At 66.7% G+C, this 23,627-nt stretch carries 23 protein-coding genes; 13 read left to right on the top strand and 10 right to left on the bottom strand.

Going from position 1 to position 23,627, the window contains the following annotated elements; all coding sequences use genetic code 11:
* Positions 1-6 precede the first annotated feature (6 nt).
* From ccmE to ccmA, 5 genes are all read right to left on the bottom strand, one after another.
* Positions 7-453: a cytochrome c maturation protein CcmE gene (ccmE, locus tag NMQ14_RS17815; protein ID WP_257079918.1), complete on the bottom strand. Its 447-nt coding sequence runs from the start codon at positions 451-453 to the stop codon at positions 7-9.
* The gene (gene ccmD / locus NMQ14_RS17810; protein WP_257098218.1) at positions 450-647 is read right to left on the bottom strand and encodes a heme exporter protein CcmD; all 198 of its coding nucleotides are present in this window, start codon (positions 645-647) and stop codon (positions 450-452) included. The genes ccmE and ccmD overlap by 4 nt, the downstream gene beginning before the upstream one ends.
* Entirely contained in the window at positions 644-1,441 is a 798-nt protein-coding gene (gene ccmC, locus NMQ14_RS17805) for a heme ABC transporter permease CcmC (protein ID WP_257098217.1), read from the bottom strand. The genes ccmD and ccmC overlap by 4 nt, the downstream gene beginning before the upstream one ends.
* 177 nt (positions 1,442-1,618) lie before the next feature.
* Positions 1,619-2,287: a heme exporter protein CcmB gene (gene ccmB, locus NMQ14_RS17800; protein WP_069039838.1), complete on the bottom strand. Its 669-nt coding sequence runs from the start codon at positions 2,285-2,287 to the stop codon at positions 1,619-1,621.
* Positions 2,281-2,931 (bottom strand): cytochrome c biogenesis heme-transporting ATPase CcmA, encoded by a 651-nt coding sequence (ccmA, locus tag NMQ14_RS17795; protein WP_257098216.1) that lies wholly within the window; start codon positions 2,929-2,931, stop codon positions 2,281-2,283. Before ccmA ends, ccmB begins: the two co-directional genes overlap by 7 nt.
* Before the next feature lie 528 nt (positions 2,932-3,459).
* Here ccmA and NMQ14_RS17790 point away from each other — a divergent pair.
* The 5 genes from NMQ14_RS17790 (at position 3,460) to NMQ14_RS17770 (ending at position 9,424) form a co-directional block, all read left to right on the top strand.
* On the top strand, positions 3,460-4,896 hold the full coding sequence (locus tag NMQ14_RS17790) for a sensor histidine kinase (protein WP_257098215.1): 1,437 nt from the start codon (positions 3,460-3,462) through the stop codon (positions 4,894-4,896).
* Positions 4,893-6,305 (top strand): sigma-54 dependent transcriptional regulator, encoded by a 1,413-nt coding sequence (locus NMQ14_RS17785; protein WP_257098214.1) that lies wholly within the window; start codon positions 4,893-4,895, stop codon positions 6,303-6,305. Before NMQ14_RS17790 ends, NMQ14_RS17785 begins: the two co-directional genes overlap by 4 nt.
* A gap of 139 nt (positions 6,306-6,444) precedes the next feature.
* Complete coding sequence (locus NMQ14_RS17780) at positions 6,445-7,608, top strand: PAS domain-containing sensor histidine kinase (protein WP_257098213.1); 1,164 nt, start codon at positions 6,445-6,447, stop codon at positions 7,606-7,608.
* Positions 7,605-8,267 (top strand): response regulator transcription factor, encoded by a 663-nt coding sequence (locus tag NMQ14_RS17775; RefSeq protein WP_257098212.1) that lies wholly within the window; start codon positions 7,605-7,607, stop codon positions 8,265-8,267. Before NMQ14_RS17780 ends, NMQ14_RS17775 begins: the two co-directional genes overlap by 4 nt.
* A 392-nt stretch (positions 8,268-8,659) precedes the next feature.
* Positions 8,660-9,424 (top strand): TIGR01458 family HAD-type hydrolase, encoded by a 765-nt coding sequence (locus NMQ14_RS17770; RefSeq protein ID WP_257098211.1) that lies wholly within the window; start codon positions 8,660-8,662, stop codon positions 9,422-9,424.
* A gap of 395 nt (positions 9,425-9,819) precedes the next feature.
* Here NMQ14_RS17770 and NMQ14_RS17765 read toward each other — a convergent pair whose 3' ends face one another.
* The 4 genes from NMQ14_RS17765 to NMQ14_RS17750 form a co-directional block, all read right to left on the bottom strand.
* The gene (locus NMQ14_RS17765) at positions 9,820-11,184 is read right to left on the bottom strand and encodes a replication-associated recombination protein A (RefSeq protein ID WP_257098210.1); all 1,365 of its coding nucleotides are present in this window, start codon (positions 11,182-11,184) and stop codon (positions 9,820-9,822) included.
* Positions 11,185-11,208: 24 nt separating this feature from the next.
* Positions 11,209-11,847, bottom strand: coding sequence for an outer membrane lipoprotein chaperone LolA (lolA, locus tag NMQ14_RS17760; protein ID WP_373457208.1), 639 nt, complete (start codon positions 11,845-11,847; stop codon positions 11,209-11,211).
* A gap of 2 nt (positions 11,848-11,849) precedes the next feature.
* Positions 11,850-14,078 (bottom strand): DNA translocase FtsK, encoded by a 2,229-nt coding sequence (locus NMQ14_RS17755; RefSeq protein WP_373457209.1) that lies wholly within the window; start codon positions 14,076-14,078, stop codon positions 11,850-11,852.
* A gap of 143 nt (positions 14,079-14,221) precedes the next feature.
* Complete coding sequence (locus NMQ14_RS17750; protein ID WP_257098207.1) at positions 14,222-14,860, bottom strand: Crp/Fnr family transcriptional regulator; 639 nt, start codon at positions 14,858-14,860, stop codon at positions 14,222-14,224.
* A gap of 401 nt (positions 14,861-15,261) precedes the next feature.
* On the opposite strand from NMQ14_RS17750, the gene trxB reads away from it, so the two are divergent.
* Together trxB and NMQ14_RS17740 are read left to right on the top strand one after the other, a co-directional pair.
* Entirely contained in the window at positions 15,262-16,218 is a 957-nt protein-coding gene (trxB, locus tag NMQ14_RS17745; protein WP_257098206.1) for a thioredoxin-disulfide reductase, read from the top strand.
* A 22-nt stretch (positions 16,219-16,240) separates the two neighbouring features.
* Positions 16,241-16,819 carry a Smr/MutS family protein gene (locus NMQ14_RS17740; protein ID WP_069039829.1) on the top strand — a complete coding sequence of 193 codons (579 nt, stop codon included), beginning with the start codon at positions 16,241-16,243 and terminating at the stop codon, positions 16,817-16,819.
* Positions 16,820-16,850: 31 nt separating this feature from the next.
* Here the strand turns inward: NMQ14_RS17740 and NMQ14_RS17735 are convergent, their stop codons facing one another.
* Positions 16,851-17,189: a P-II family nitrogen regulator gene (locus NMQ14_RS17735; protein WP_069039828.1), complete on the bottom strand. Its 339-nt coding sequence runs from the start codon at positions 17,187-17,189 to the stop codon at positions 16,851-16,853.
* 100 nt (positions 17,190-17,289) lie between these two features.
* Between NMQ14_RS17735 and NMQ14_RS17730 the strand changes: the two genes are divergently transcribed.
* The 6 genes from NMQ14_RS17730 (at position 17,290) to NMQ14_RS17705 (ending at position 23,606) form a co-directional block, all read left to right on the top strand.
* Positions 17,290-17,838 (top strand): heme NO-binding domain-containing protein, encoded by a 549-nt coding sequence (locus NMQ14_RS17730; protein WP_257098205.1) that lies wholly within the window; start codon positions 17,290-17,292, stop codon positions 17,836-17,838.
* Positions 17,835-19,172, top strand: coding sequence for a response regulator (locus tag NMQ14_RS17725; protein ID WP_257098204.1), 1,338 nt, complete (start codon positions 17,835-17,837; stop codon positions 19,170-19,172). The genes NMQ14_RS17730 and NMQ14_RS17725 overlap by 4 nt, the downstream gene beginning before the upstream one ends.
* A 121-nt stretch (positions 19,173-19,293) precedes the next feature.
* A complete protein-coding gene (locus NMQ14_RS17720; protein WP_257098203.1) occupies positions 19,294-20,127 on the top strand; it encodes a DNRLRE domain-containing protein in 834 nt (277 codons plus the stop codon).
* Entirely contained in the window at positions 20,124-20,672 is a 549-nt protein-coding gene (locus NMQ14_RS17715; protein ID WP_257098202.1) for an exosortase/archaeosortase family protein, read from the top strand. The genes NMQ14_RS17720 and NMQ14_RS17715 overlap by 4 nt, the downstream gene beginning before the upstream one ends.
* Positions 20,669-21,277, top strand: a complete 609-nt coding sequence (locus tag NMQ14_RS17710; RefSeq protein WP_257098201.1) for a hypothetical protein — start codon at positions 20,669-20,671, stop codon at positions 21,275-21,277. Before NMQ14_RS17715 ends, NMQ14_RS17710 begins: the two co-directional genes overlap by 4 nt.
* Before the next feature lie 61 nt (positions 21,278-21,338).
* Complete coding sequence (locus NMQ14_RS17705) at positions 21,339-23,606, top strand: S8 family serine peptidase (protein ID WP_257098200.1); 2,268 nt, start codon at positions 21,339-21,341, stop codon at positions 23,604-23,606.
* Positions 23,607-23,627: the final 21 nt, after the last annotated feature.

Genomic DNA, 23,627 nt, shown 5'->3' with positions numbered 1-23,627 from the left:
TGGACTTCACTGGACGACCGTGCCCTGCGCCTTCTTTGCCTGTTCGAGCGCGTGCGCCGCTTCCGGCGGCATGTAGTTTTCGTCGTGCTTGGCCAGCACTTCGCTGGCAGCGAACACGCCGCCATCGTTCAGCTTGCCCTGTGCGACCACGCCCTTGCCCTCCTTGAAGAGGTCGGGCAGTGCGCCGGTGTAGGTCACCGGAATCTTGTTCACCGTGTCGGTCACCAGGAATTTCACCGACGTGCCATCCGCGCCGCGCTCAAGACTGCCTTCCTCGACCATGCCGCCAATGCGGAAGGTGCGGCCCTGCGGCGCTTCGCGCGACGCCACCTGGGTCGGCGTGAAGAAGAACACCATATTGTCCTCGAACGCGGTCAGCACCAGCGTGGCTGCGCCGGCCAGCGCGATCACGCCGACTGCGATCAGGGCGAAGCGTTTCTGCCGTGGTTTCATGCGCGCCCCCGCCGATCGGCATCGATGCGTTCGAGCGCCACGTCGCGCGCCGCGCCGGCACGCGCCGCACGCATGCGCCGCGCAACCAGCACCAGTTCGGCCGCGATCAGCACGGCGGTCACCGCGTACGAGCCCCACACGAAAAATCCGTAACCGCCCATCGCCCAGAAATGGCTGGCGCTTTCCCAGTTCATGCCTTGATGTCTCCTGCCTGTGCTGCGTTGCCGAGCTGTCGCACCCAGTCTGTGTACCGCTCGCGTTCTATCATGATGGCGCGCACGCGCACCAGCGCCACGCCTACCGTGTAGGCCCACGCCGCCAGCGCCATCAGCAGCATGCCGGTGAGCATGGTGCTGGCCATCGACGGTGACTGCGTCAGGCTTACAGACGCCCCCTGATGCAGGGTGTTCCACCACTTCACCGAAAAATAGATGATCGGCACGTTGATCGCACCGACGATGGCGATCAGCGCACCTGCGCGATCGGCCCGGCGCGGGTCGTCGATGGCCGCCTGCAGCGCCATGTAGCCGCAGTACAGGAAGAACAGGATGAGTTCGGACGTGAGTCGCGCGTCCCACACCCAGTAGGTGCCCCAGGTCGGCTTGCCCCACAGCGCACCGGTCCACAGCGCGATGAAGGCCCACAACGCACCGGTGGGCGCCAGCGCGCTCGACATCATGAAGGACAGCCGGGTGTTGAAGATGAGCCCGACGGCGCACCAGAAAGCCATCACCAGATAGACAACCATGGACATCCAGGCTGCCGGCACGTGGATGAAGATGATGCGGTAGCTGTCGCCCTGGGTGGCGTCGGTCGGTGCGATGAAGAAGCCGGTGTAGAGGCCGGCAATCGTCAGCACGACGGCGATGATCCAGGTCGGCCACAGCAGCTTGCCGGCGAGCGGGAAGAAGGTTTGCGGACTGGCGTAGTGGAACAGGCTGAAGCCGGACGACGGTGCGCGCGTTGCAGTAAGCGGTGAGTCAGACATCAGCGGTTTTCGGGTTGATCCGGATTCGGGTTGCTCGACGGTTTGAACGGGGTGTCGGCGGAAGCGGTACTCGCACGGCGGAGCTTCGGTCGCATTCAAAAAAACGACCGCCCCGCAATATCAGCGCCCGACAGTTTAACCGACTGTCCGCTTTGGCCCGAATGGCGCCTGAACAGTTCAATCCTGGGCGATCCGCAGTGCGGTTGCACTGGCCAGCGGGCACACCGCCAGCGCCACCAGCAGCACCGCCGACAGCAGCGCCAGATGCGACTGTATGCCCAGCCCCGCCCGCCAGGCGTCGAGTGCGCCGGCGCCGAAGATCAGCACCGGCACGTACAGCGGCAGCACCAGCAACGCGATCAGCGCACCGCCGCCGCGCAGGCCCAGCGTCAGCGACGCGCCGACTGCGCCGAGCAGAGACAGCGACGGCGTGCCGACCAGCAGCGTGGCACACACGATCAGGGTTTCGTCGGCCGACAGGTTGAACTGCAGGCCGATCAGCGGCGCAATCACCACCAGCGGCAGGCCGGTCAGCAGCCAGTAGGCACACACCTTGCCCAGCACGATGACCGGCAGGGGCTCGACCGACAGCAGCATCTGTTCCAGCGTGCCGTCGGCTTCGTCGGATTCGAACAGCCGGCTGACCGACAGCAGCGTCGCCAGCAGCGCGGCGACCCACATGACGCCGGCCGCGATGTGGCTCAGTTGCTCCGGTTCCGGCCCCACTCCCAACGGAAAAAGGCTGGTCACCAGCAGGAAGAAGCCGAGCGCGGTCAGCACGTCGGAGCGCCGTCGCCAGGCCAGCAGCAGGTCGCGGCGCACCACCGACACGAACAGGCTCAGCATGCGTAGTCGTCCAGATTGAGTGTCTGCCGGCGCTCGGCTTCGATGTCCACCGGCTGATGCGTGGTGTAGATCAGCGCGCCGCCACGCCGCAGATGCGCCGCCATGGCCGCCGCGAGCACCGCGACGGCGCGCACGTCGAGCGCCGTGAAAGGTTCGTCGAGTATCCACAGCGCGCTGCGCGTATCGGCCAGCAGGCGCGCCAGCGCCACGCGGCGGCGCTGGCCCTGCGACAGGCTGCGCGCCGGCACATCGAGACGCGCGGCCAGACCGATGTCGACCAGCGCTTCGAGCAGCACCGTGTCGGCGATGCGCTCACCGGCGATGGCGGCACTTGCGTGCAGGTTCTCGAGTGGCGTGAAATCGTCCTTCACGCCGTTGCGGTGACCCAGATACAGCATGCCGCCGCGCCAGTCGTCGCGCACCGACCGGGCCGGCTGGCCCCGCCAGCGCACCTCGCCCGATTCCGGTTCGGACAGGCCGCACAGGATGCGCAGCAGGCTGGTCTTGCCGCTGCCGTTGGCACCGGCGACATGCACCAGCTCGCCCTCGCCGACGGTCAGGTCGAGCCCGGTGAACAGCCGCGCACGACCGCGCACGCAGGTCAGGGCACGGGTTTCGAGCAACGGGGCGGACGGTTCGGGCATCGATGTTTCGGACAGCAGGAACGGAGGCGTGACGACGCGTGGGCAGCCGCGAATTATCCGTTAAACCGGCGCGCGAAGGTCTGGTGATGTGAACCGGCCGGATTGCCGGCATCCAGTCGCGGCCTCGAGAGCGACGAGGCACGTCGCGAGAACAGGGAAAGGACAACGACAAACAAAGAAAAACGGCTCGCGAAGGAGTCGCGAGCCGCACAAAAGAACCGGTTCAATCCGCTGGCAAACCGGCCTCCCCATTGCCCCCCTGCCACCGGCCACCGTTCGAGGAGCCGTCGGGCGGTGGCCACAGAGCTGGCATGGAAGTTCTAGCAGGGGATGTGCCAGTTCAAACCAAGATTTCAAGTCATTGATTTCATTATGTTCGCCCATCCAGCCCCGGAGTACGCATTCAGCGGACGTTGCACAATGCAGCGACCCGGGCTATTCATGCCTGTCCGATCGACGAAAACCCGCATGAAACCGACCGATGCGCCGTTCGCATTACCGTTGAAATCCGCAACGCAACGTTTCAACATGCAATTAATGAAACTGTTGCCCCGATCGCTGCACGGCAAGATCCTGCTCGGCTACATCGTGCTCGGCGGCCTGTTCGTGCTGCTGGTATTCGCCGCACTTGAACAGGTGCGCGACCTGCTCTCGCATGTCGACGACGAATACAAGGTCACGCGCATGCACGACGTGGTGCGCGAGGCGCGCCGGCTGGAGAAGAATTACCTGCTGTTCCGCAAGCCGTCCGAACTGAAGGCGGCGGTCAGCAAGGCGGAAGAGGCGCTGGCGATGATCGGGCGCGACCGCCCGCTGATGCAGCGTGCCGCACCCGGTTTTGCGCTCGACGAACTGGAGCAATCGCTGTCCGACTGGCGCGACCTGCTGGACGACCGCCTGCAGCGCCGCATCAAGCCGACCGACCCGATCTCGCCGCTGGAAGAGCGCATGGAGGCGGTCGGCAAACAGGTGTTCGACAGCAGTGAGCGCCTGTCCGACCAGGCGCGCGAAGCGATGCGCAGCGCACTGACCGGTCAGGAATCGCGGCTGTACGTGATCATGATCGCCGCCATCGTGCTGGTGCTGGGCATCGGGCAGCTGGTGACACGACGCGTCGTGGTGCCGCTGCGCGAGGTCGAAAGCGATCTGGCGCGCGTCGGTACAGGCAATCTGGCGCGTCTCACGCCACGCGATCACGACGACGAGATCGCGGCGCTGGTCGATGCCTTCAACCGCGCGCTCGGCGACCTCGAAGAACGCCAGCTGGCCGTGCTGCGCACCGCGCGCCTGGCGTCGCTGGGCACCATGCTGTCCGGCGTGGCACACGAACTGAACAACCCTCTTTCCAATATTTCGCTCAACGCGCAGTTGCTGCTCGAAGAACCCGAGCGTGGCGACGCCGCCCCGCTCAATGCCTTCGTCGAACAGATCGATGATCAGGTGCAGCGTGCCCAGCGCATCGTGCGCACACTGCTCGCCTTCGCGCGCGACAGCCACTTCGCACTGGTGCGTCAGCCACTGCGGCCGCTGGTCGAGGAAACCATCGCGCTGCTGCGCGCCGAACAGCCGGACGCCGGCGATGCGGTCACGCTGCACATCGACCCGGCGCTGGAAATTCACGCCGACGGCCAGCGCATCCAGCAGGCGCTGCTCAACCTGATCCGCAACGCGCTCGAAGCGTGTGACGAAACCGCGACCACGCCGCACATCGTGGTCAGCGGCACGCAGCGTGACGGCGGCACGGCGATCGACGTGTGCGACAACGGCCCCGGCATCGCGCCGGGAAATCTGCAGCGCGTGTTCGACCCGTTCTTCACGACCAAACCGGTCGGCAAGGGCTCCGGACTCGGGCTGTTCGTGGTGCATGAAATTGCGGCCGAACACGGCGGCCGGGTCAGCATCGCGCGCGAACCGGACGGCGGCGCCTGCGTCACGGTCTGGATACCGGCGGAGGAAGCATCATGAGTGGAGCACGCGTACTGCTGGTCGATGACGAGGCGGTCGCCCGCGAGGGACTGGCCACTGCACTGCGGCGCGACGGCTTCGACGTCACGACCGCCGACAACGGCGACAGCGCGCTGGCGCTGCTGCGCACGCGCGACTTCGAGGTGATGCTGACCGACGTGCGCATGCCCGGCATGGACGGCCTCGATCTGCTGCGCCGCGCGCGCGAGGCATGGCCCGACATGGAGGTGCTGGTGGTGACCGGCTTCGCGACCACCGAATCGGCGGTCGAGGCGATGCGCACCGGTGCCTTCTATTACATTTCCAAGCCGTTCCGGCTGGGCGAGGTGCGCAAGCTGGTGCGCGAAGCCGCCGACAAGGCGCAGCTGCGCGCCGAAAACCACCGCCTGCGCCAGCTGGTCGAGCAGGCTGCCGAAGAGCGCATCATCACGCGCGACGGCGGCATGCGCGCCATTCTCGACATCGCGCGCGGCGTCGCGCCGACCGACTGCAATGTGCTCATCGTCGGCGAAACCGGTACCGGCAAGGAGTTGCTGGCGCGCCACCTGCACGCGCACAGCCGACGCGCCGGCGGGCCGTTCGTGGCGGTCAATTGCGGCGCGCTGACCGAGGATCTGCTGGCCAACGAACTGTTCGGTCACGAAAAGGGCGCCTACACGGGCGCCCAGCAATCGCGCGGCGGTCTGGTCGAGGCGGCGCAGTGCGGCACGCTGTTTCTCGACGAAGTGACGGAAATGTCGGCGGCGATGCAGGTCAAGCTGCTGCGCCTGTTGCAGGAGCGTGAATACATGCGGGTCGGCGGCACCGAACCGGTGCGCGCTGACGTGCGCTTTCTCGCGGCCACCAATCGCGAGCCGCGCAGCGCGGTCGATGCCGGCACATTCCGGCAGGACATCTATTTCCGGCTCAATGTGGTCACGCTGCAGTTGCCGCCGCTGCGCGCCCGGCGCGAGGACATCCCGCTGCTGGCGCAGCAGTTCCTGCGCCGCGCCGCCCTGGCGATGGGCAAGCCGGTGACAGCCATCGCCCCGTCGGCGATGCAGAAGCTGTGCGCCTACGACTACCCGGGCAATGTGCGGGAACTGGAAAACCTGATCGAGCGCGGCGTGGCACTGGCCGGCGGCAGCATGCTGGGCGAGGCGGATCTGCCGGCCGGATTTGCCGCGTCGGCGGTTCACCGCGATGCGGGCAGCCGCGTCGGCGGCGAAATCCGCACGCTGGAAAGTGTCGAGCGCTCGCACATCCTCGACGTGCTGGCCGAAGTCGGCGGCAACCGCGCCATGGCGGCACGCCTGCTCGGCATCGACCGCGTGTCGTTATGGCGCAAGTTGCGTCGCTATGAAGAGCTGGGGCTGATCGAAGCCGGCGACACCGAAGGCGCACTGCGGGTGCGCGACGCGCCCGCCTGATTGCACCACATTGGTGCGCGCACCGTCTGCGTGCATCGACTGATCGCAGGCAAACCCGCGCCGGTGCATGGAAAGCGGCCGCGACGCCTTTTGGCACGCTTGATGCAGGGCTGCCGCATCGCTTCATCGTGCGCGCACCGTGTTCGCCAACCTCCACCACCTGTCGCATCACGCTGCCTGGCGCCACCAGCTCGAAATGCTGCTGGAGTCGGCCGGCGAAGGCATCTACGGCATTGACCAGCGCGGCCGCTGCATCTTCATCAATCGTGCCGGCGCTGAACTGATCGGCTTCGACGCCGACGAAGTGCTCGGCCGCAACATGCACTACCTGATCCATCACGCGCATTCCGACGGCCGCTGCTATGAGGTCGAAGACTGCCCGATCTTCCGTGCCTTCCAGGAAGGGCGCGGCGTGCGGGTGGAATCCGAAGTGCTGTGGCGGCGTGACGGCAGCGCCTTTCCGGCCGAGTACACCTCCTACCCGATCCGCGACGCGGGCCAGATCGTCGGCGCCGTGGTCACCTTCGCCGACATCAGCGAACGCAAGCAGGCCGAGGCGGTGCTGCGCGCCAACCATGCCGAACTGGAACGCCGCGTATCGGAACGCACCGCCGCGCTGTCGCAGGCCAACGCCCGGCTGCAGCAATCGCACGGCGCGCTGCAGCGGCTGTCGGCCCACCTGCAGCAGGTGCGCGAGGACGAGCGCGCCCATATCGCGCGCGAAATCCACGACGAACTGGGCGCGTCGCTGACCGCGCTGCAGTTCGACCTGAACTGGCTGCGCGCCAAGGTGGCGCATGACGACACGCTCGAGCGCAAGTTCGACGACATGGTCGGCGTGACCCGGCAGGCACTTGGCGCCGTGCGGCGCATCCTGACCGACCTGCGACCCGGTGTGCTCGACCACCTCGGTCTGTGGGCGGCCATCGAATGGCAACTGCAGGAAATGCAGGCGCGCAGCGGCGTGCGCTGCACGCTGAACGTGCGCGACACCGGGCCGGAGCGCCGCCTGGGGCGCAGCGCCGAAGTGGCGGTGTATCGCATCGTGCAGGAGGTGCTGACCAATATCGCGCGCCACGCCGGCGCCACCGAAGTACAGGTGGATGTGACCGGAGCCGCCAGCCACATCGAACTGCGCATTCGCGACAACGGCCGTGGCATGCAGGTGCCGGCGCAACCCACCTCGTTCGGCCTGCTCGGCATGTACGAACGCACCCGCGTGCTGGGTGGAGAATTGCAGATCGACAGCGCACCGGGTGACGGCACCACGATCACGCTGCGCGTACCGGATTCGACCCGATGAACTCCTTCATGGACGCCAGCCGCCCCACGCGCGTCGTCATCGTCGATGACCACCTGATGCTGCGCCGGGGCATTGCGCAGATCCTCGGCGAAAACCCGGCCATCGCAGTCGTCGGTGAAGCGGCTGGCGGCCCGGACCTGATGCGTCTGTTGCGTACCGACGGTGCCGACGTGGTGCTGCTCGACATCGCGCTGAACGATCGCGATGGCTTCGACGTGCTGAAACAGCTGCGCAGCGAATTCCCGCAGGTCGCGGTGCTGATGCTGTCCACCTATCCGGAATCCCAGTTCGGCGTGCGCGCGCTCAAGAGCGGCGCGGCCGGATACCTGAACAAGGGCTGTTCGACCGAACAGCTGTTCGAAGCGATCGCCCGCGTCGCGCGCGGTGGCCTGTTCGTGACACCCGAACTGGCCGAGCGGCTGGCTTTCGGCGTGCGCAGCGACACCCCCGCCAGTCCGCTCGACAGCCTGTCCAACCGCGAAATGCAAGTGCTCAAGCTGCTCGCCAGCGGCCACAGCGTGGGCGACATCGCACGCGAACTGTCGCTGTCGGCCAACACCATCAGCACCTATCGGGCACGATTGTTCGAAAAACTCGACATCAAGAACCCGGTCGAACTGGTGAGCTTTGCGGCCAGACATCAATTGGTGACGCTGTAATCCTGCGCGCCTGACCGGCAGCCATGGGAGGCTTGCCGAGGCGCTGTGGGACGGGTGCAATGGGAGCTGTCCTTGTGGGAGCGGCAGAGGTTTTGTGGGAGCGGCGGCCTCGCCGCGATACGCACGCTGCACAACGATGGTCGCGGCACGATCGCGGCGAGGCCGCCGCTCCCACAGGCCGCTGCTCGCACAGGGTGGCTCNTGTGGGAGCGGCGGCCTCGCCGCGATACGCACGCTGCACAACGATGGTCGCGGCACGATCGCGGCGAGGCCGCCGCTCCCACAGGCCGCTGCTCGCACAGGGTGGCTCCTTCAGGAGCCACTCCCATGGCAGGCCGCAGCCCGGTGCTGTTCGCCTGCGCCCGCCAGCACCGACTCATCCGGGAGACCTCATGCCACTACCCGCCCACCCCAAGGCCCTGCTGATCGATCTGGCGGGCGTGCTGCATGTCGGCGACCAGATCATCCCCGGTTCGGTCGAAGCACTCGCCCGGCTGCGCGCCGCCGGTCTGCCGCTGCTGTTCCTGACGAACACGACGCGCACGCCGCTGCGCACACTGGTCGCGAAGATGAATGCGCTCGGCTTCGCGATGCAGGAAGACGATCTGCTGACGGCGCCGGGCGCCACGCTGAATCTGGTGCGTTCGCGCGGGTTGCATCCGCACTGGGTCGTGCACCCCGACCTGCGCAGCGAAGTCGGGCCCGATGCCGCAGAGCCCGATGCGGTCGTGCTGGGCGATGCCGGCCCCTGCTTCGACTATGCAACGCTGAACACCGCCTTCCGTCTGATCCAGCGCGGCCTGCCCTTCATCGCGATGGCGCGCAACCGGACCTTCAAGGAAGAAGACGGCCTGTCGCTCGACATGGGCGCCTTCGTTGCTGCACTCGAATACAGCACCGGCGTCACGGCGGAGATCGCCGGCAAACCGGCGGCGCCCTTTTTCCAGGCCGCGCTCGATCGCCTCGGCGTGGCGGCCGCCGACACCATCATGGTCGGCGACGACCTGCGCGACGACATCGGCGGAGCGCAAGCGCTGGGTATCGCCGGCGTGCTGGTGCGTACCGGCAAATATTCAGCCGCTGACGAAAGTCACCCGGACATCCGCCCGGACGCCATCCACGACGATTTCGCCCGCCTCGCCGAGCGCCTGACTTAGGGCCGCCTGCGGGCAACGAACAGCGCGCCTTCTGCGGGAGCGGTACCTGTGGGGTGCATCCTGTGGGAGCGGCGGCCTCGCTGTGGGGGCTGGCTTTGGCTGTGGGAGCTGGCTTTGGCTGTGGGAGCTGGCTTTGGCTGTGGGAGCGGCGGCCCCGCCGCGATCGTGCCGTGACCATCGTTGTGCAGAGTGCCTATCGCGGCGAGGGCGGAGCGGGGGTTTCGGCGAGCACTGCTCGCCGCCCGCAGAGCCGGCTGGCCATGCAGGGCCGGCAGTGGATCGCCGCTCCCACAAAACCTGCGCTGCTCCGACAAACCCCGCGCTGACCGCAACGGGTGTCTTCGAGCATTTCTCGCCGCCCGAGGAGGGGCCCTTGCCCGCGATCCTTGCTGCCGTCAATCGCCGCGCGCCTTGCGGTCCCGCTCGCGCAGTGCGGCGAGTTTTTCGGCGATCTTCGCCTCCATGCCGCGGTCGGTCGGCTGGTACCACTGCGGCTCGGGCATGCCGTCGGGCAGGTAGCGCTCGCCGGCCGCATAGCCGTCCTGCTCGCTGTGCGCATAGCGGTACTCCGCGCCGAAGCCCATGTTCTTCATCATCTTTGTCGGCGCGTTGCGCAGATGCATGGGCACCGGGCGCGAACCGTCTTCGGACACGAAGCGGCGGGCGGCGTTGTACGCCATGTAGACCGCATTCGACTTGGCGGCGCAGGCGAGAAAGATGACCGCCTGGGCAAGAGCGAGCTCGCCCTCGGGCGAGCCCAGCCGCTCGTAGGTCTGGCAGGCCTGCAGCGACAGCTCCAGACCGCGCGGGTCGGCCAGACCGATGTCCTCGACCGCCATGCGCACGATGCGCCGGCCCAGGTAGAGCGGATCGGCACCGCCGTCGAGCATGCGCACGAACCAGTACAGCGCGGCATCGGGGTTGGAGCCGCGCACCGACTTGTGCAGCGCTGAAATCTGGTCGTAGAAAGCGTCGCCACCCTTGTCGAAGCGGCGCAGGTTGCGCGACAGCGTGCTGTCGACAAAGGCGGCGGTGACCGGATCGACTCTGGCGGTGCGCGCAGCGGTATCGAGCTGTTCCAGCAGATTCAGCAACTTGCGTGCGTCACCATCCGCGAAACCGATCAGTCGTGTCCGGGCGTCATCATCGAAGGCCAGGCCTTTCAGGGCACCGGTGCGGGCGCGCTCGAACAGCGCCTGCAGTTCGTCTTCGTTCAGGCTCTGCAATATGTATACAGCGGCGCGCGACAGCAGCGCGGAATTGACCTCGAAGCTCGGGTTCTCGGTCGTTGCCCCGATGAAGGTGACGGTGCCCGATTCGACATACGGCAGGAAGGCGTCCTGCTGCGCCTTGTTGAAGCGGTGCACCTCGTCGACGAACAGGATGGTGCGCCGGCCGGTGCTGGCCGCGACCGCTTCGGCGCGCTGCATGGCTTCGCGGATGTCCTTCACGCCGGCAAACACCGCCGACAGCGCGGTGAACTCGGCGTCGAAGGCGGTCGCCATCAGGCGCGCCAGCGTGGTCTTGCCGACCCCCGGCGGGCCCCACAGGATCATCGAGTGCGGAATGCCGGATTCAAAGGCGAGGCGCAGCGGCTTGCCCGGCCCGAGCAGATGCTGCTGGCCGATGACCTCGTCCGGCGTGCGCGGGCGCAGCAGCTCGGCCAGCGGTGCGTGGGCCGGGCTTTTCGCCTCGCCCGGCGCAGCCGCTGCGCGCGCGGGCGGCACCGGCTCGTCCGGCATGCCGAAAAGATCAGCCATGCGTTCGGGTCACGACGGCCAGACTCACTTCTTCGCGTCGTCGCCGATCACATCGGCGCCGGCGGGTGGCGTGAAGCGGAACTGCGCGTCGTCGAGCTTCGGATTGCGTTCGAAGCTGTTGAAACGCAGCAAGGTGGTCTGACCGAAGCTGTCGCGCAGCACCATGCCGCGCAGCATGCCGTCGGCGAAGCCGATGCGCACCGATTCGAAACCGCCCTCCACTGCGTTGGGTTTGGCGTCCACCCAGGTCAGCCCGTCCTCGACGCCGCCTTCGCGCAGTTCGAAATTGCGTTCGAGTTCGTTGCGACCGGCCAGCAGCGCGGCGGGCGTCGACGCAAGGGCGTCGCCGAGTGTCTTCACGGTGACCTGGTTCAGGTCGCGGTCATGCACCCACAGCTTGTCGCCGTCGCCCACCAGCAACTGGTAGTAGGGCTTGTCATAGGTCCAGCGGAACTTGCCGGGGCGGGAAAACGCCATCGTGCCACTCGCCTCCTGCGGCTTGCGACCGGACTTCGCGGTCACCCGCTGCTCAAAGCTCGCTCGGCCCGACTGGGTCGATTCGATGAACGACCGCAATTGCTCGATGCCGCTGGCGGCAGAAGCCGACAACGAAGCCAGCAGGCACAACGCGCCGACGACGGATGCCCGCCATGGATGCACCATGATCATTCCTCCCGCACCGGCGCCAGCACTTCGCGACCGCCGGTGGCATTCATGGGTGACACGAGCCCGGATTTCTCCATCTGCTCGATCAGGCGCGCGGCGCGGTTGTAGCCGATGCGCAGGTGACGCTGCACCAGCGAAATCGAGGGCCGGCGCGTCTTGACGACCACTTCGACCGCCTGATCGTACAAAGGGTCCGCTTCGCCGCCGGCACCACCAGCCGCGCCTTCGAGCTGCAGTTCGCCGCCGTCGTCGTCGGTCGCCCCGGTCAGCAGGCCTTCGATGTAATCCGGCGCGCCGGTGCTCTTCAGGTGATCGACCACCTTGTGCACCTCGCCGTCGGCGACAAAGGCGCCATGCACACGCGTCGGCAGACCGGTACCGGGCGCGAGGTAGAGCATGTCGCCCTGGCCGAGCAGCGCCTCGGCACCCATCTGGTCGAGGATGGTGCGCGAATCGATCTTGCTCGACACCTGGAAGGCGATGCGGGTCGGAATGTTCGCCTTGATAAGGCCGGTGATCACATCGACGCTCGGCCGCTGCGTCGCAAGTATCAGATGAATGCCGGCCGCGCGCGCCTTTTGTGCCAGCCGGGCGATCAGTTCCTCGATCTTCTTGCCGGCCACCATCATCAGGTCGGCCAGTTCGTCGATGACGACGACGATCATCGGCAGGGTCTGCAGCGGTTCCGGCGTGTCCGGCGTGATCGAGAACGGATTGTTCAGTGCCATGCCGGCCTTTTCGGCTTCGATCAGCCGGGCGTTGAAGCCGGCGAGATTGCGCACACCGAGCGTCGACATCAGCTTGTAGCGACGGTCCATTTCGCCGACGCACCAGTTGAGTGCGTTTGCGGCATGGCGCATGTCGGTCACGACCGGCGCCAGCAGATGCGGAATGCCTTCGTAAACAGACAGTTCCAGCATTTTCGGGTCGATCATGATGAGCCGGACGCGGCTTGGATCAGCCTTGTACAGCAAGGACAGGATCATCGCGTTGATCGCCACCGACTTGCCCGAGCCGGTCGTGCCCGCGACCAGCACATGCGGCATGCGTGCCAGATCGGCCACCACGGGCAGGCCGCCGATGTCCTTGCCGAGCGCCATGGTCAGCGGGCTCGCCATGTCGTGATAGGCGACCGATCCGAGGATTTCCGAAAGCCGCACGATCTGCCGGCGTGCGTTCGGGATTTCCAGCCCCATGCAGCTCTTGCCCGGAATGGTTTCGACCACGCGGATGCTGGTCACCGACAGCGCGCGCGCCAGGTCCTTCACCAGACCGACGATCTGGCTGCCCTTGACGCCGGTTGCCGGCTCGATCTCGTAGCGCGTGACGACCGGGCCCGGATAGGCGGCCAGCACCTTCACCTCGACGTTGAAATCGGCCAGCTTGCGTTCGATCTGGCGCGAAATGAGTTCCAGCGTTTCCGGGCTGGGCGGTTCGATGTCCGGCTTCGCTTCATCGAGCAGGGCGAGCGGCGGCAGCGATCCGGGCAGGTTGGCGAACAGCGTCTGCTGGCGCTCCTGATTGACCCGTTCCGACTGCTGCACCTCGACTTCGGGCACTTCGATGCGGATCGGTTCGCGCCGGCGCGACGGCTTGCGTCGCTCGGCTTCGACCACCGCCTCGCGCTGTTCCGCCACCTGCTGGCCGACCCGGCGGTCGCGCCAGGTGGTGAAGGCGCGCACGCTGCCGAACCACACCAGTTCCAGCGCCCTGCCGACCGCTTCAGCCGCACCGAGCCAGGTGACGCCGGTCATGCCGCTCAGACCGACGCCTAGCGACACCAGCAGCAGCAGCGTGCTGCCGGTGAAGCCGAATCCGCTGCTCAGCAGTTGCCCGAGTTCGTTGCCCAGCATGCCCCCCGGCCCGACCGGCAGATCGGCCGACAGGCTGTGGAAGCGCACCGCTTCGAGCGCGCTGCTCGACAGCAGCACCAGCAGGAAACCACCGAGCGCGACGTAGAGCGGGCGGCGATCGATCCGGCGATCGCTCGCGCGCGACAGCCAGACGCAGCCGCCGATCAGCAGGGCCACCCACCACCAGGCCGACAGCCCGAACAGGAACAGCGCCAGATCGGCCAGCCAGGCACCGAAACGACCGGCCGGGTTGGACAGCCCTTCGGACGCGGCGGCGTGTGACCAGCCCGGATCGGCGCGGTCGTAACCGCCCAGCGCCATGACGAGATAAAGTGCCAGCGCGGCAAGGACGAGCCAGCGGGCCTCGTGCAGCACGGCAGCGATGCGTTCGGGAAGGGGAAGTTGCTGAGCGTCTTTCGCCACAGGGGAGATGGCGCGGGGCCGGGGTGAAAACAGGCCCGATTATAAGACGCGGGCCGCATCAGCGGCCCGTGTCGGAAAGCGGCGACCTGGAAGCGTCAAACCGTTTCGAGGCGTTCGCGCAGGTGAATCTTGCCGTTGGCTTCCTCGATCAGGCCCTGCAGGTGCAGGTCCTTCATGACGCGCGACACCATTTCACGCGACGCACCGATCATCTTGGCAATGTCCTGCTTGGAAATCTTCCGGTTCACGACCTTCTGGCCGTCCACCTCGTCGGCCATTTCGAGCAGCAGGCGGGCCACGCGACCATAGACGTCCATCAGCGCGAGGCTTTCGATCTTGCGGTCGGCGGTGCGCAGGCGCGCCACGAGGTTGCGCATGATGAACATCGACACGTCGAAGTTCTCCTGCAGCACACGCTTGAAGTCGCTCTTTGCAATGACGATCAGGTCGCTTGGCACCACCGATACCACGGTGGCCGATCGCGGGTTGTCGTCCAGCACGCCCATCTCGCCGAACAGCTCGCCCGGGCCGAGCATCGACAGGATGACCTCGCGGCCCTCCTCGTCGCTTACCAGCACTTTCAGGCTGCCGGACAGGATGAGGTATACGAAGTCAGTCTTGTCGCCGGCGCGGACCACGATGGAGCCGCGCGGCACGCGCCGCATGTTGGATACCTTGGCGACCGGGTCGAGCGAACTGTCGGGCAGCCCGCTGAACATCGAAAACGTACGCAAAGCCGTAACTGAAACGGGGTGAGCCGTTACCATCTCAAGACCTCCTGATGCGAGCATGCCTGACGGGAACAGGCTGCGCCGCTTTGAATGGATCGTCGCGCCTGTGGTCAATCTCCGGGCCACAGCGTCGTCGCCGGAGATGGGGTTGAGCCACAAACACTGATGCGGCCCTGATTATAGGGACTTTTCCACACCGGAAACAAATTGCCCCAATATCTGTCTTGTTTATCGGGCGGATGACACAAGAACTTGAGAGCGATGGTGCGCAGGCGCGATCGCTATAATCCGTCCCTTCGGTGCCTCGTCAATTCCGGAGCGCCCGGGCGTTTCGGGCGTCCGCGTTTACCGGGCGCGGTCTGTTCTCGAGCTTCTTCGTTCTTCCACCTCACCGGAATCAAGTCATGGCTTCACGGCACTCGCGTCTTCTCATTCTGGGCTCCGGCCCCGCCGGCTACACCGCTGCGGTCTATGCCGCGCGCGCCAATCTCAAACCCGTGCTGATCACCGGCATGGCCCAGGGCGGCCAGCTGATGACCACGACCGATGTCGACAACTGGCCGGCCGATGCCGAAGGCGTGCAGGGCCCGGACCTGATGGCGCGTTTCCAGCGCCACGCCGAGCGCTTCGAAACCGAACTGCTGTTCGATCACATCCACACCGCCCACCTGACCGAAAAGCCGATCCGGCTGGTCGGCGACAACGGTGAATACACCTGCGACGCGCTGATCATCGCGACCGGCGCCAGCGCCAAATACCTCGGCCTGCCGTCGGAAGAGAAATTCGCCGGCAAGGGCGTGTCGGCCTGCGCGACCTGCGACGGCTTCTTCTACCGCAACCAGGATGTCGCGGTCATCGGCGGCGGCAACACCGCGGTCGAAGAGGCGCTGTACCTGTCCAACATCGCACGCCACGTGACCGTGGTGCACCGTCGCGACAAGTTCAAGTCCGAGAAAATCCTGCAGGACAAGCTGTTCGACAAGCAGACGCAGGGCAAGGTGACGATCCGCTGGCACAGCACACTGGACGAGGTGCTGGGCGACAAGACCGGCGTGACCGGCATGCGCGTCAAATCTACGCTCGACGGCACGACCGAAGACGTCCAGCTGTCCGGTGTGTTCATCGCGATCGGCCACCAGCCGAACACCTCGCTGTTCGAGGGCCAGCTCGACATGGAAGGCGGCTACATCGTCACCAGGGCCGGGCGCAAGGGCGATTTCACGGCAACCAGCATCCCCGGCGTATTCGCGGCCGGCGACGTGCAGGACCACATCTACCGTCAGGCGGTCACCAGTGCCGGCACCGGCTGCATGGCTGCGCTCGATGCCGAGCGCTACCTCGACAGTCTTGGTCTGGCCTGATTCCGGTTGGACATGAAGCGCGATGTCTTCGAACAAGAGGCGGCGCCACCCGGCGCCGGCGCTGCCCGACGCTGAAGACATCGCGTTGTTCAGGCAGGCGGTGGAAGGTGTGCATCGTCTGTACACCGACCGCATCCTGCTCGAAACTCCGCCGCCGCGCGCCTGGCCGGTGCAGCGTGAAGCGGACGACCGGTCTGTGCTGGCCGAATCGATCCGCGGGCCGCTGTCGACGGATCTGCGTCTGGAAGGTGGCGAAGAGCCGTCATTCCTGCGCGCCGGCCTGGGCAAGCAGGTGCTGCGCGACCTGCGACGCGGCCGCTGGGTGTCGCAGGGGCAGATCGACCTGCACGGCGCCACGCGAGATGCCGCGCACGATCTGGTGGTCGGTTTCATGCACGACGCGCACCGGCGCGGCCTGCGCTGTGTGCGGGTCATTCACGGCAAGGGACTGGGTTCGCCCGGGCGTGAGCCGGTACTGAAAGGATTGGTGCTGGGCTGGCTGATGCACCGCCAGGAGGTGCTGGCCTTTTGTCAGGCCCGACCGCACGAAGGCGGCGCGGGGGCCCTGATGGTGCTGCTCAAACCCATGTCCGGCCAGTAGTTCGGGGGTGCCCCGGAAACCGGGCGGGCCGTCAGATGGCTTCTTCGCCCGACTCGCCGGTACGGATGCGGATGACCTGCTCGACCGACATGACGAAAATCTTGCCGTCACCGATCTTGCCGGTGCGGGCGGCCTTGATGATGGCCTCGACTGCGCGGTCGACCGTCTCGTCCGCCACGATGACTTCAATCTTGATCTTGGGAAGGAAATCCACGACGTACTCGGCGCCCCGGTACAGCTCGGTATGGCCCTTCTGCCGGCCGAAACCCTTCACCTCGGTCACCGTCAGACCGGTCACACCCACTTCGGACAAGCCTTCGCGGACTTCGTCGAGCTTGAATGGCTTGATGACGGCTTCGATTTTTTTCATGGTGCTTTCTCCTCGCTAAGGCCGCGAAGTATAAAGGCTTCAGGCCTCACTGACAGCGCCGTTAACCGGGCATCGTCAGCAGTAAGTGGGGAGGTTGGGCATGAAGGGCATGGTATTCACGGAATTCATCGACATGGTCGAGGCACGTTACTCGCCCGAATTGATGGACGAAGTCATCGAGGCGGCTGCGCCGCCGAATGGCGGCGCCTACACCGCAGTGGGTCAATACGACCATCATGAACTGGTGAAGATGGTGGTCGAACTGTCGGCACGCACTGGCAAGACGGTTCCGGAACTGGTGCGCACCTTCGGCGAATACCTGTTTGGCCGCTTCCACAAGGGCTACGGCCACCTGTTCGAGGGCATGAATGACTCCTTCCACATGCTGTCGAGCATCGAATCCATCATCCACCCCGAAGTGCGCAAACTCTACCCGGACGCACGGCCGCCGCGTTTCGACATCGGCGGCGACGGCATCAACACGCTGGAAATGACCTACCGCTCGGACCGCCACTTCGGCGACCTCGCGGAAGGCTTGATCACCGCCTGCATCGCGCACTTCAACGAGAACATCGGCATCCGCCGCGAAGACATTTCGGATGCGCCCGGCAGCGTCATCCGCTTCACGCTCACCCGCGGCACGGCATGAGCGACCCGGGCAACGCGGCGCCGGACGACAGGCAGATCGCGCTGTACGAGCGCAGACTGGCGCGCGAACGCGCGGCCCGGCACGCGGCAGAAAAACTGCTCGACGACAAGGCGCGCGAGCTGTTCGACAGCAACGAGGCGCTGCGCGCCCTCGCCGCCTCTCTTGAATCGCAGGTCATCGAACGGACTGCCAGGCTGTCCGAAGCGCTGGCGCTGGCTGAACAGGCCGACCGCGCGAAGTCCGATTTCCTCGCCACGATGAGCCACGAAATCCGCACGCCGATGAATGGCGTGATCGGCATGGCCCAGTTGCTGGCGGCGTCCGACCTGGATGCGGAACAGACACAGTACGTCGACACCCTTCTCGAGTGCGGTGATTCGCTGCTCGGCCTGATCAGCGACATCCTCGATTTCAGCAAGATCGAGGCGGGCCGCCTGGAGCTGGACATCCACGCCAGCACGCTGTCCGACCTGCACGACAGCGTGCTGTCGATCACCCGGCCGCAGGCGCGGGCGAAGTCGCTGTCACTTGAACTCGACTCGGCGGTCGCACCGGACACCCACGCCATGATCGACGCGGGCCGGCTGCGTCAGGTGCTGGTCAATCTGGTCGGCAACGCCATCAAGTTCACTGCCGCCGGATCGGTCGTGCTGCGCGTGCGGCCCGCACCGATGGCGGACGGCACACCGGGCGTCGAATGGGCCGTCATCGACACCGGTATCGGCATCGCTGACGACAAGCGCGCCCGGCTGTTCCGCCCGTTCTCCCAGGTCGACACCTCCACCACCCGCCATTTCGGCGGCACCGGCCTCGGGCTGGCGATCAGCCAGCGGCTGGTGCAGGCCATGGGCGGCCTGATCGTCGTCGACAGCATGCCCAGCGCGGGCAGTACCTTCAGCTTCGTTCTGCCACTCACCGAAGCCGGCGCCAGCAGCCCCCCGTCAGCCGTGACGGTTGACGCAGCGCCACGCCTGCCGGCCGATCTGCGTGTGCTGGTGGCCGACGACAATCTCGTCAACCGCCTGCTGGTGCAGCGGATGTTGCAGCGTCTCGGTGTCGAACCCGATCTCGCGAACGACGGCGCCGAAGCGCTCAGACTGTGGTCGGAACGTGGCTACGATGTGATCCTGATGGACATGAGCATGCCGGTGATGGACGGCCTCGAAGCGACGCACGCGATCCGCAGCTGCCCGGGGCATCAGCCGCAGATCATCGCACTCACCGCAAATGCCTTCGAAACCGACCGGCGCCATTGCCTGGACGCCGGCATGGACGACTTTCTCGCAAAGCCGATCAACTTTGCGCAGTTGATGGAAAAGCTGAAGGCATTCTGACCGACCGCACGGCGCAGCGCTCCTTGACCTCGTGCGCCGCGCGGCACAGGCGCACCCACGCATCACGAAATCATCACGTTTCGTACCTAGACTCCGTCGCATACCTTTCCGGAGCCGTCGCATGAGTGCCATGTCGGGATTTGAGGCGGTTCCCCATGTGCGGCCGTGGTGTCTTTCACTCGTGCTGATTGCTATTGCCGGTGCGGCGCAAGGTGTCGAAATGCAGCGCGCGCCAGCGGCCGATGCGACCCTGTTCGGCGACGAGCCGGGTCTGGCCAACGGTTCCGGTTCCCATCTGTTCATCGGCGCCACGGCGGCCGGTTTTTCAAGACGTGCCCTGGTGCGCTTCGACCTCTCCGAAGTTCCTCCCGGATCGACCGTCCGGTCTGCTTCACTGCGTGTGGTGATCGACCGCATCGCAAATGGCGCGCCCGCCGACAGTGTTGCGAGCCTGCACCGGGTGCTCGCCTCGTGGGGTGAGGGCGCTTCGGGTTCAGGCGGCGGCGGCAACGGCGGCGGCGAGGTTGCCGTACCGGGCGACGTCACCTGGACGCAGCGCTACCATGCGGCTGCCCCGCCCCGTAGCTGGAGCACCCCGGGTGGCGACTTTGCGGTGGAAAGCGCATCGATCCCGATGGTTTCGACCGGCGCCTTCGTCTGGGCAGGCACGCCGGAAATGCTGGCCGACATTCAGGGATGGGTGAATGATCCTGCGTCGAACCACGGCTGGTTGATCCACGGTTCCGAAGCGACGACGCGCTCCGCCAAGCGCATGGTCAGTCGGGAAGGCGGGGTGAATGTGCCGCTGCTGACCCTCGAATACGATCCGCCGGTCGCCGAGTCGGGTGATGTGCCTCTTCCCGCCTGGGCCCTGGGCGCACTGGCTGCTTCACTGCTTGGCGCTGCGGTCAGGCCACGACTGCGCAAACGTGAATCGGAAACTTCGAAACCGTGACGGAAGGCAAGCCCGCGGATGACTCGGTCGGCACCATGGCGTTCTGGCGGGTCGGCCTGTTTGCGCTGATTTTCGCCGCGCTGCAGTGGGGCTGGTCGGTGCAGCAGGACAGCGCGCTGTTCCGGCTCTGGGTCGAGGATCTCAATGTGCGCGCCGCCGTCGTGCTGATCGCCGCCGTCCAGCCGGAGAGCGGCGCCGCGGCCGCCGGACCGCGCGTGCAGGCACCGGGTGGCGGCATCAATGTGCTGCAGGGTTGCGACGGTGCAGAATTGCTGTGGCTGATGACTGCCGCCTTCGCCGTGGCGCCGCTCGCCTGGCGCTGGCGACTGGGTGGCTGGCTGGCCGGACTGCTGCTCGTGTGGCTGCTCAACGTCACACGCATCACGGCGCTGTTCTTCGCCTGGCGAAGTGATCCGCACTGGTTCGACTGGCTGCACAACTACATCGGGCCCATCGTGCTGGTGGCGCTGCTGGCGCTGTATTTCCAGTGGATCATGCACCGCGCGCCCGTTGCCGAACCTGAACCGGACATCGGCTACCGATGAATCCGGGCCGTCTCGCGCTGCGCTTCGTCGCAGCGCTGTGCCTCATCGGCGCGCTTGTGCTGTGGCAGGGCGAGGCACTGATGCAGCGTCTGCTGCCCTCGATCGCGCTGACGATGGACCTGATCGATCGTCATCACAACGTGCTGTCTCTCGACATCACGAAAACCGGCGCCGACACGGTGATCCGCCTCGAAGCCGGCATCCGTCAGCTGATCCTGACCGGCACCCATGTGACCTACGCCGACCCGCGCGCCCGTGCCGTCATCACCACGCCACTGGCGACCTTCTGGCTGGCGCCCACACTGTTCCTTGCCCTGCTCGCTGCCTGGCCGGCACAGCACGCCGCCGAATGGCCGCTGCGCGCGCTGTGCGCCCTGCCCGCCCTGGCTCTGCTGCTCGCGCTCGACGCACCCTTCGTGCTCGACGCCGAGCTGTGGAGCCTGCATCGCGACGCGCACGACCCGGGCGGCAGTTCGCCGATTCTGGCCTGGTCAGCCTTCCTGAAATCCGGTGGGCGCTTTCTGCTCGGCGCCGCTGCAGCAGCAGCCGTCACCGCTGTCAGCCACGCTGTCGCCGAGAGATGGCGTCCGCTGACATCACACTGACATGCGGCTGGAACGAAGCTGCGGCAAAGTCACAGCCTCAGGACCCGCCTTGCAGACGCACATGCCGCACCGACGTCCATTCCTTCTGCTGCGCGGCGCACTGGCCGCATTGATGGTGGCGCATCCGGCCGCCCACGCCGCCCCGCGCCATGTCGACGCCGACGTGGCCGCGGCGCTTGAACGCGGCGAGGCGCCGCGGGTGATCGTCGAGTTGATCGACGACGACAGCGTGCGGATGTCGAGCACGGTGCAGCGGCGGCGCGACACGATGAAGGCGGCTGTGATCGCCGCGCTGCCGGTCGACCGTGTCAGCGTGCACCGCCGCTATAGCACGATGCCCCTGCTGGCACTCACGCTGAAGCATGCAGATGCGCTGCGCGCACTGCGGAACGACGACCGGGTCGCCGCCATTTATGCCGACAAGCAGCGCAAGGCAATCGGCGCGCAGGCGCTGCCGCTGATCGGCCAGCCGGCGGCAGTCAGTGCGGGATATCAGGGCGCGGGCACGGCGGTGGCGGTGCTCGATACCGGTGTCGATTACACACTGGCGCCGTTCGGCGCCTGCACGGCGGTTGGCGTGCCCGCCGGCACGTGCAGGGTGGTCGCGGCATACGAAGCGGCTGTCGAAGACAATGCGCGTGATGCCGATGGCCACGGCAGCAAGGTCGCGATGACGGCGCTGGCTGTTGCGCCCCAAGCATCCATCGTTGCCATCGACGTGTTCGAGCCCGAAGGCGCCTTCGATTCCGACGTGATCGAGGGCATGGACTGGGCCATCTCGCAGCGCGCCACCTACAACATCGCTGCGCTGAACCTGAGCCTGGGCGACACCCAGCAAAACGCCAGCGCCTGCACGCTGACGCCCTACGTCGCCGCCGTGCGCCGGGCACGCAATGCAGGGTTGGTCGTCGTGATCGCCGCCGGCAACGACAGCTACACGGGCGGTGTCGCCGAACCAGCCTGCGTCGCCAACGCCGTAGCGGTCGGCGCTACCTACGACGCCAACGTCGGCCAGCGCGCCTTCGGCAGCTGCACCGACAGCACGACCGCGGCGGACAAGGTGACCTGCTATTCCAACAGCGGCGAGCCGCTTGACCTGTTCGCGCCGGGATCGGTGCTCAACATAGGCGGCAACACGCTGGACGGCACGTCTTTCGCCGCGCCCATGGTGGCGGGCGCGGTGGCCGTGCTGAAACAGCGCTTCCCGCTCGACACGCCGGCCCAGCTCGAAAGCCGGCTCACGCTGGGCGGAACCATGATCACCGATGCGCGCAACGGCCTGCAGCGCCCGCGTCTGGCGGTGGGCGCCGCGGTGGCCGGCGTCGGCACCGAAAGCAATGACGCCTTCGCCGCCGCCCGCGCACTGAGCGGCACGGCCGACAGCGACAGCGGCAGCAACACCCTGGCCAGCAGCGAACCGGGCGAGCCGGCGCACGATGGCACCGCCGCCACGCGCTCGCTGTGGTGGACCTGGACCGCGCCGGCATCCGGCGTGCTCACGCTGGACACGAACGGCAGCAGTTTCGACACCATGCTCGCGGTCTATACCGGCAGCGTGCTCGCCTCGCTCACGCTGCAGGCGAGCGACGACGACAGCGGCGACGGATCGCAGAGCAAGCTGGAGTTCGTCGTCGCAGCCGGCACGACCTACCGCATCGCGGTCGATGGCTTCGAAGGCGCCACCGGCAGCATCGTGCTCAACCTCGCTTTCGACGAACGCGCTGAACAGACCATCGTGTTCCCGTCGCCGGGCGATGTGTGGCTGGACCAGGGCAGTGTCGCGCTGGAAGCGCTCGCCAGTTCCGGCCTCACAGTGACTTACGCGTCGATCACACCGGCTACCTGCAGCGTGAGCGGAAGCACCGCCACACTGATCGCCGCCGGCACCTGCAGCATCGTTGCCAGTCAGGCCGGCAACGGCGACTGGTTCGCCGCCCCTTCGGTCACCCTGGGCTTCACCATCAAACCGGCGCGCGGCTTGCAGACCATCACCTTCCCGTCCCCCGCCGCCACCGCGCTCGATGCCGGCCCGGTCGCCCTCGCCGCCAGTGCGAGTTCAGGTCTCGCAGTGAGCTATCTGAGCCTGACACCGACCGTGTGCAGCACCGTCGGCAATCTCGCCAGCCTGCTCGCCACCGGCACCTGCACCGTGCAGGCCAGCCAGCCCGGCAACGACAGCTGGCTCGCCGCCACACCCGTCAGCGCGAGCTTCGCGGTCACCGCTGCGACCGCCAGCACTCCGAACGACGGCGATGTGCCACTGCCGGCGTGGGCGTTGGTCGGGCTGGCCGCGGCGCTGGCGGGGAGTGTCTGGCGGCGCGGTCGTTGAGCACTCGGGGCAGGCGCACGC

It is taken from the genome of Methyloversatilis sp. XJ19-13, from assembly GCF_024580155.1.
Classification (GTDB): domain Bacteria; phylum Pseudomonadota; class Gammaproteobacteria; order Burkholderiales; family Rhodocyclaceae; genus Methyloversatilis.
Note: the sequence above shows the minus strand (reverse complement) of the source record. Positions and strands in the feature narration are given on the sequence as shown.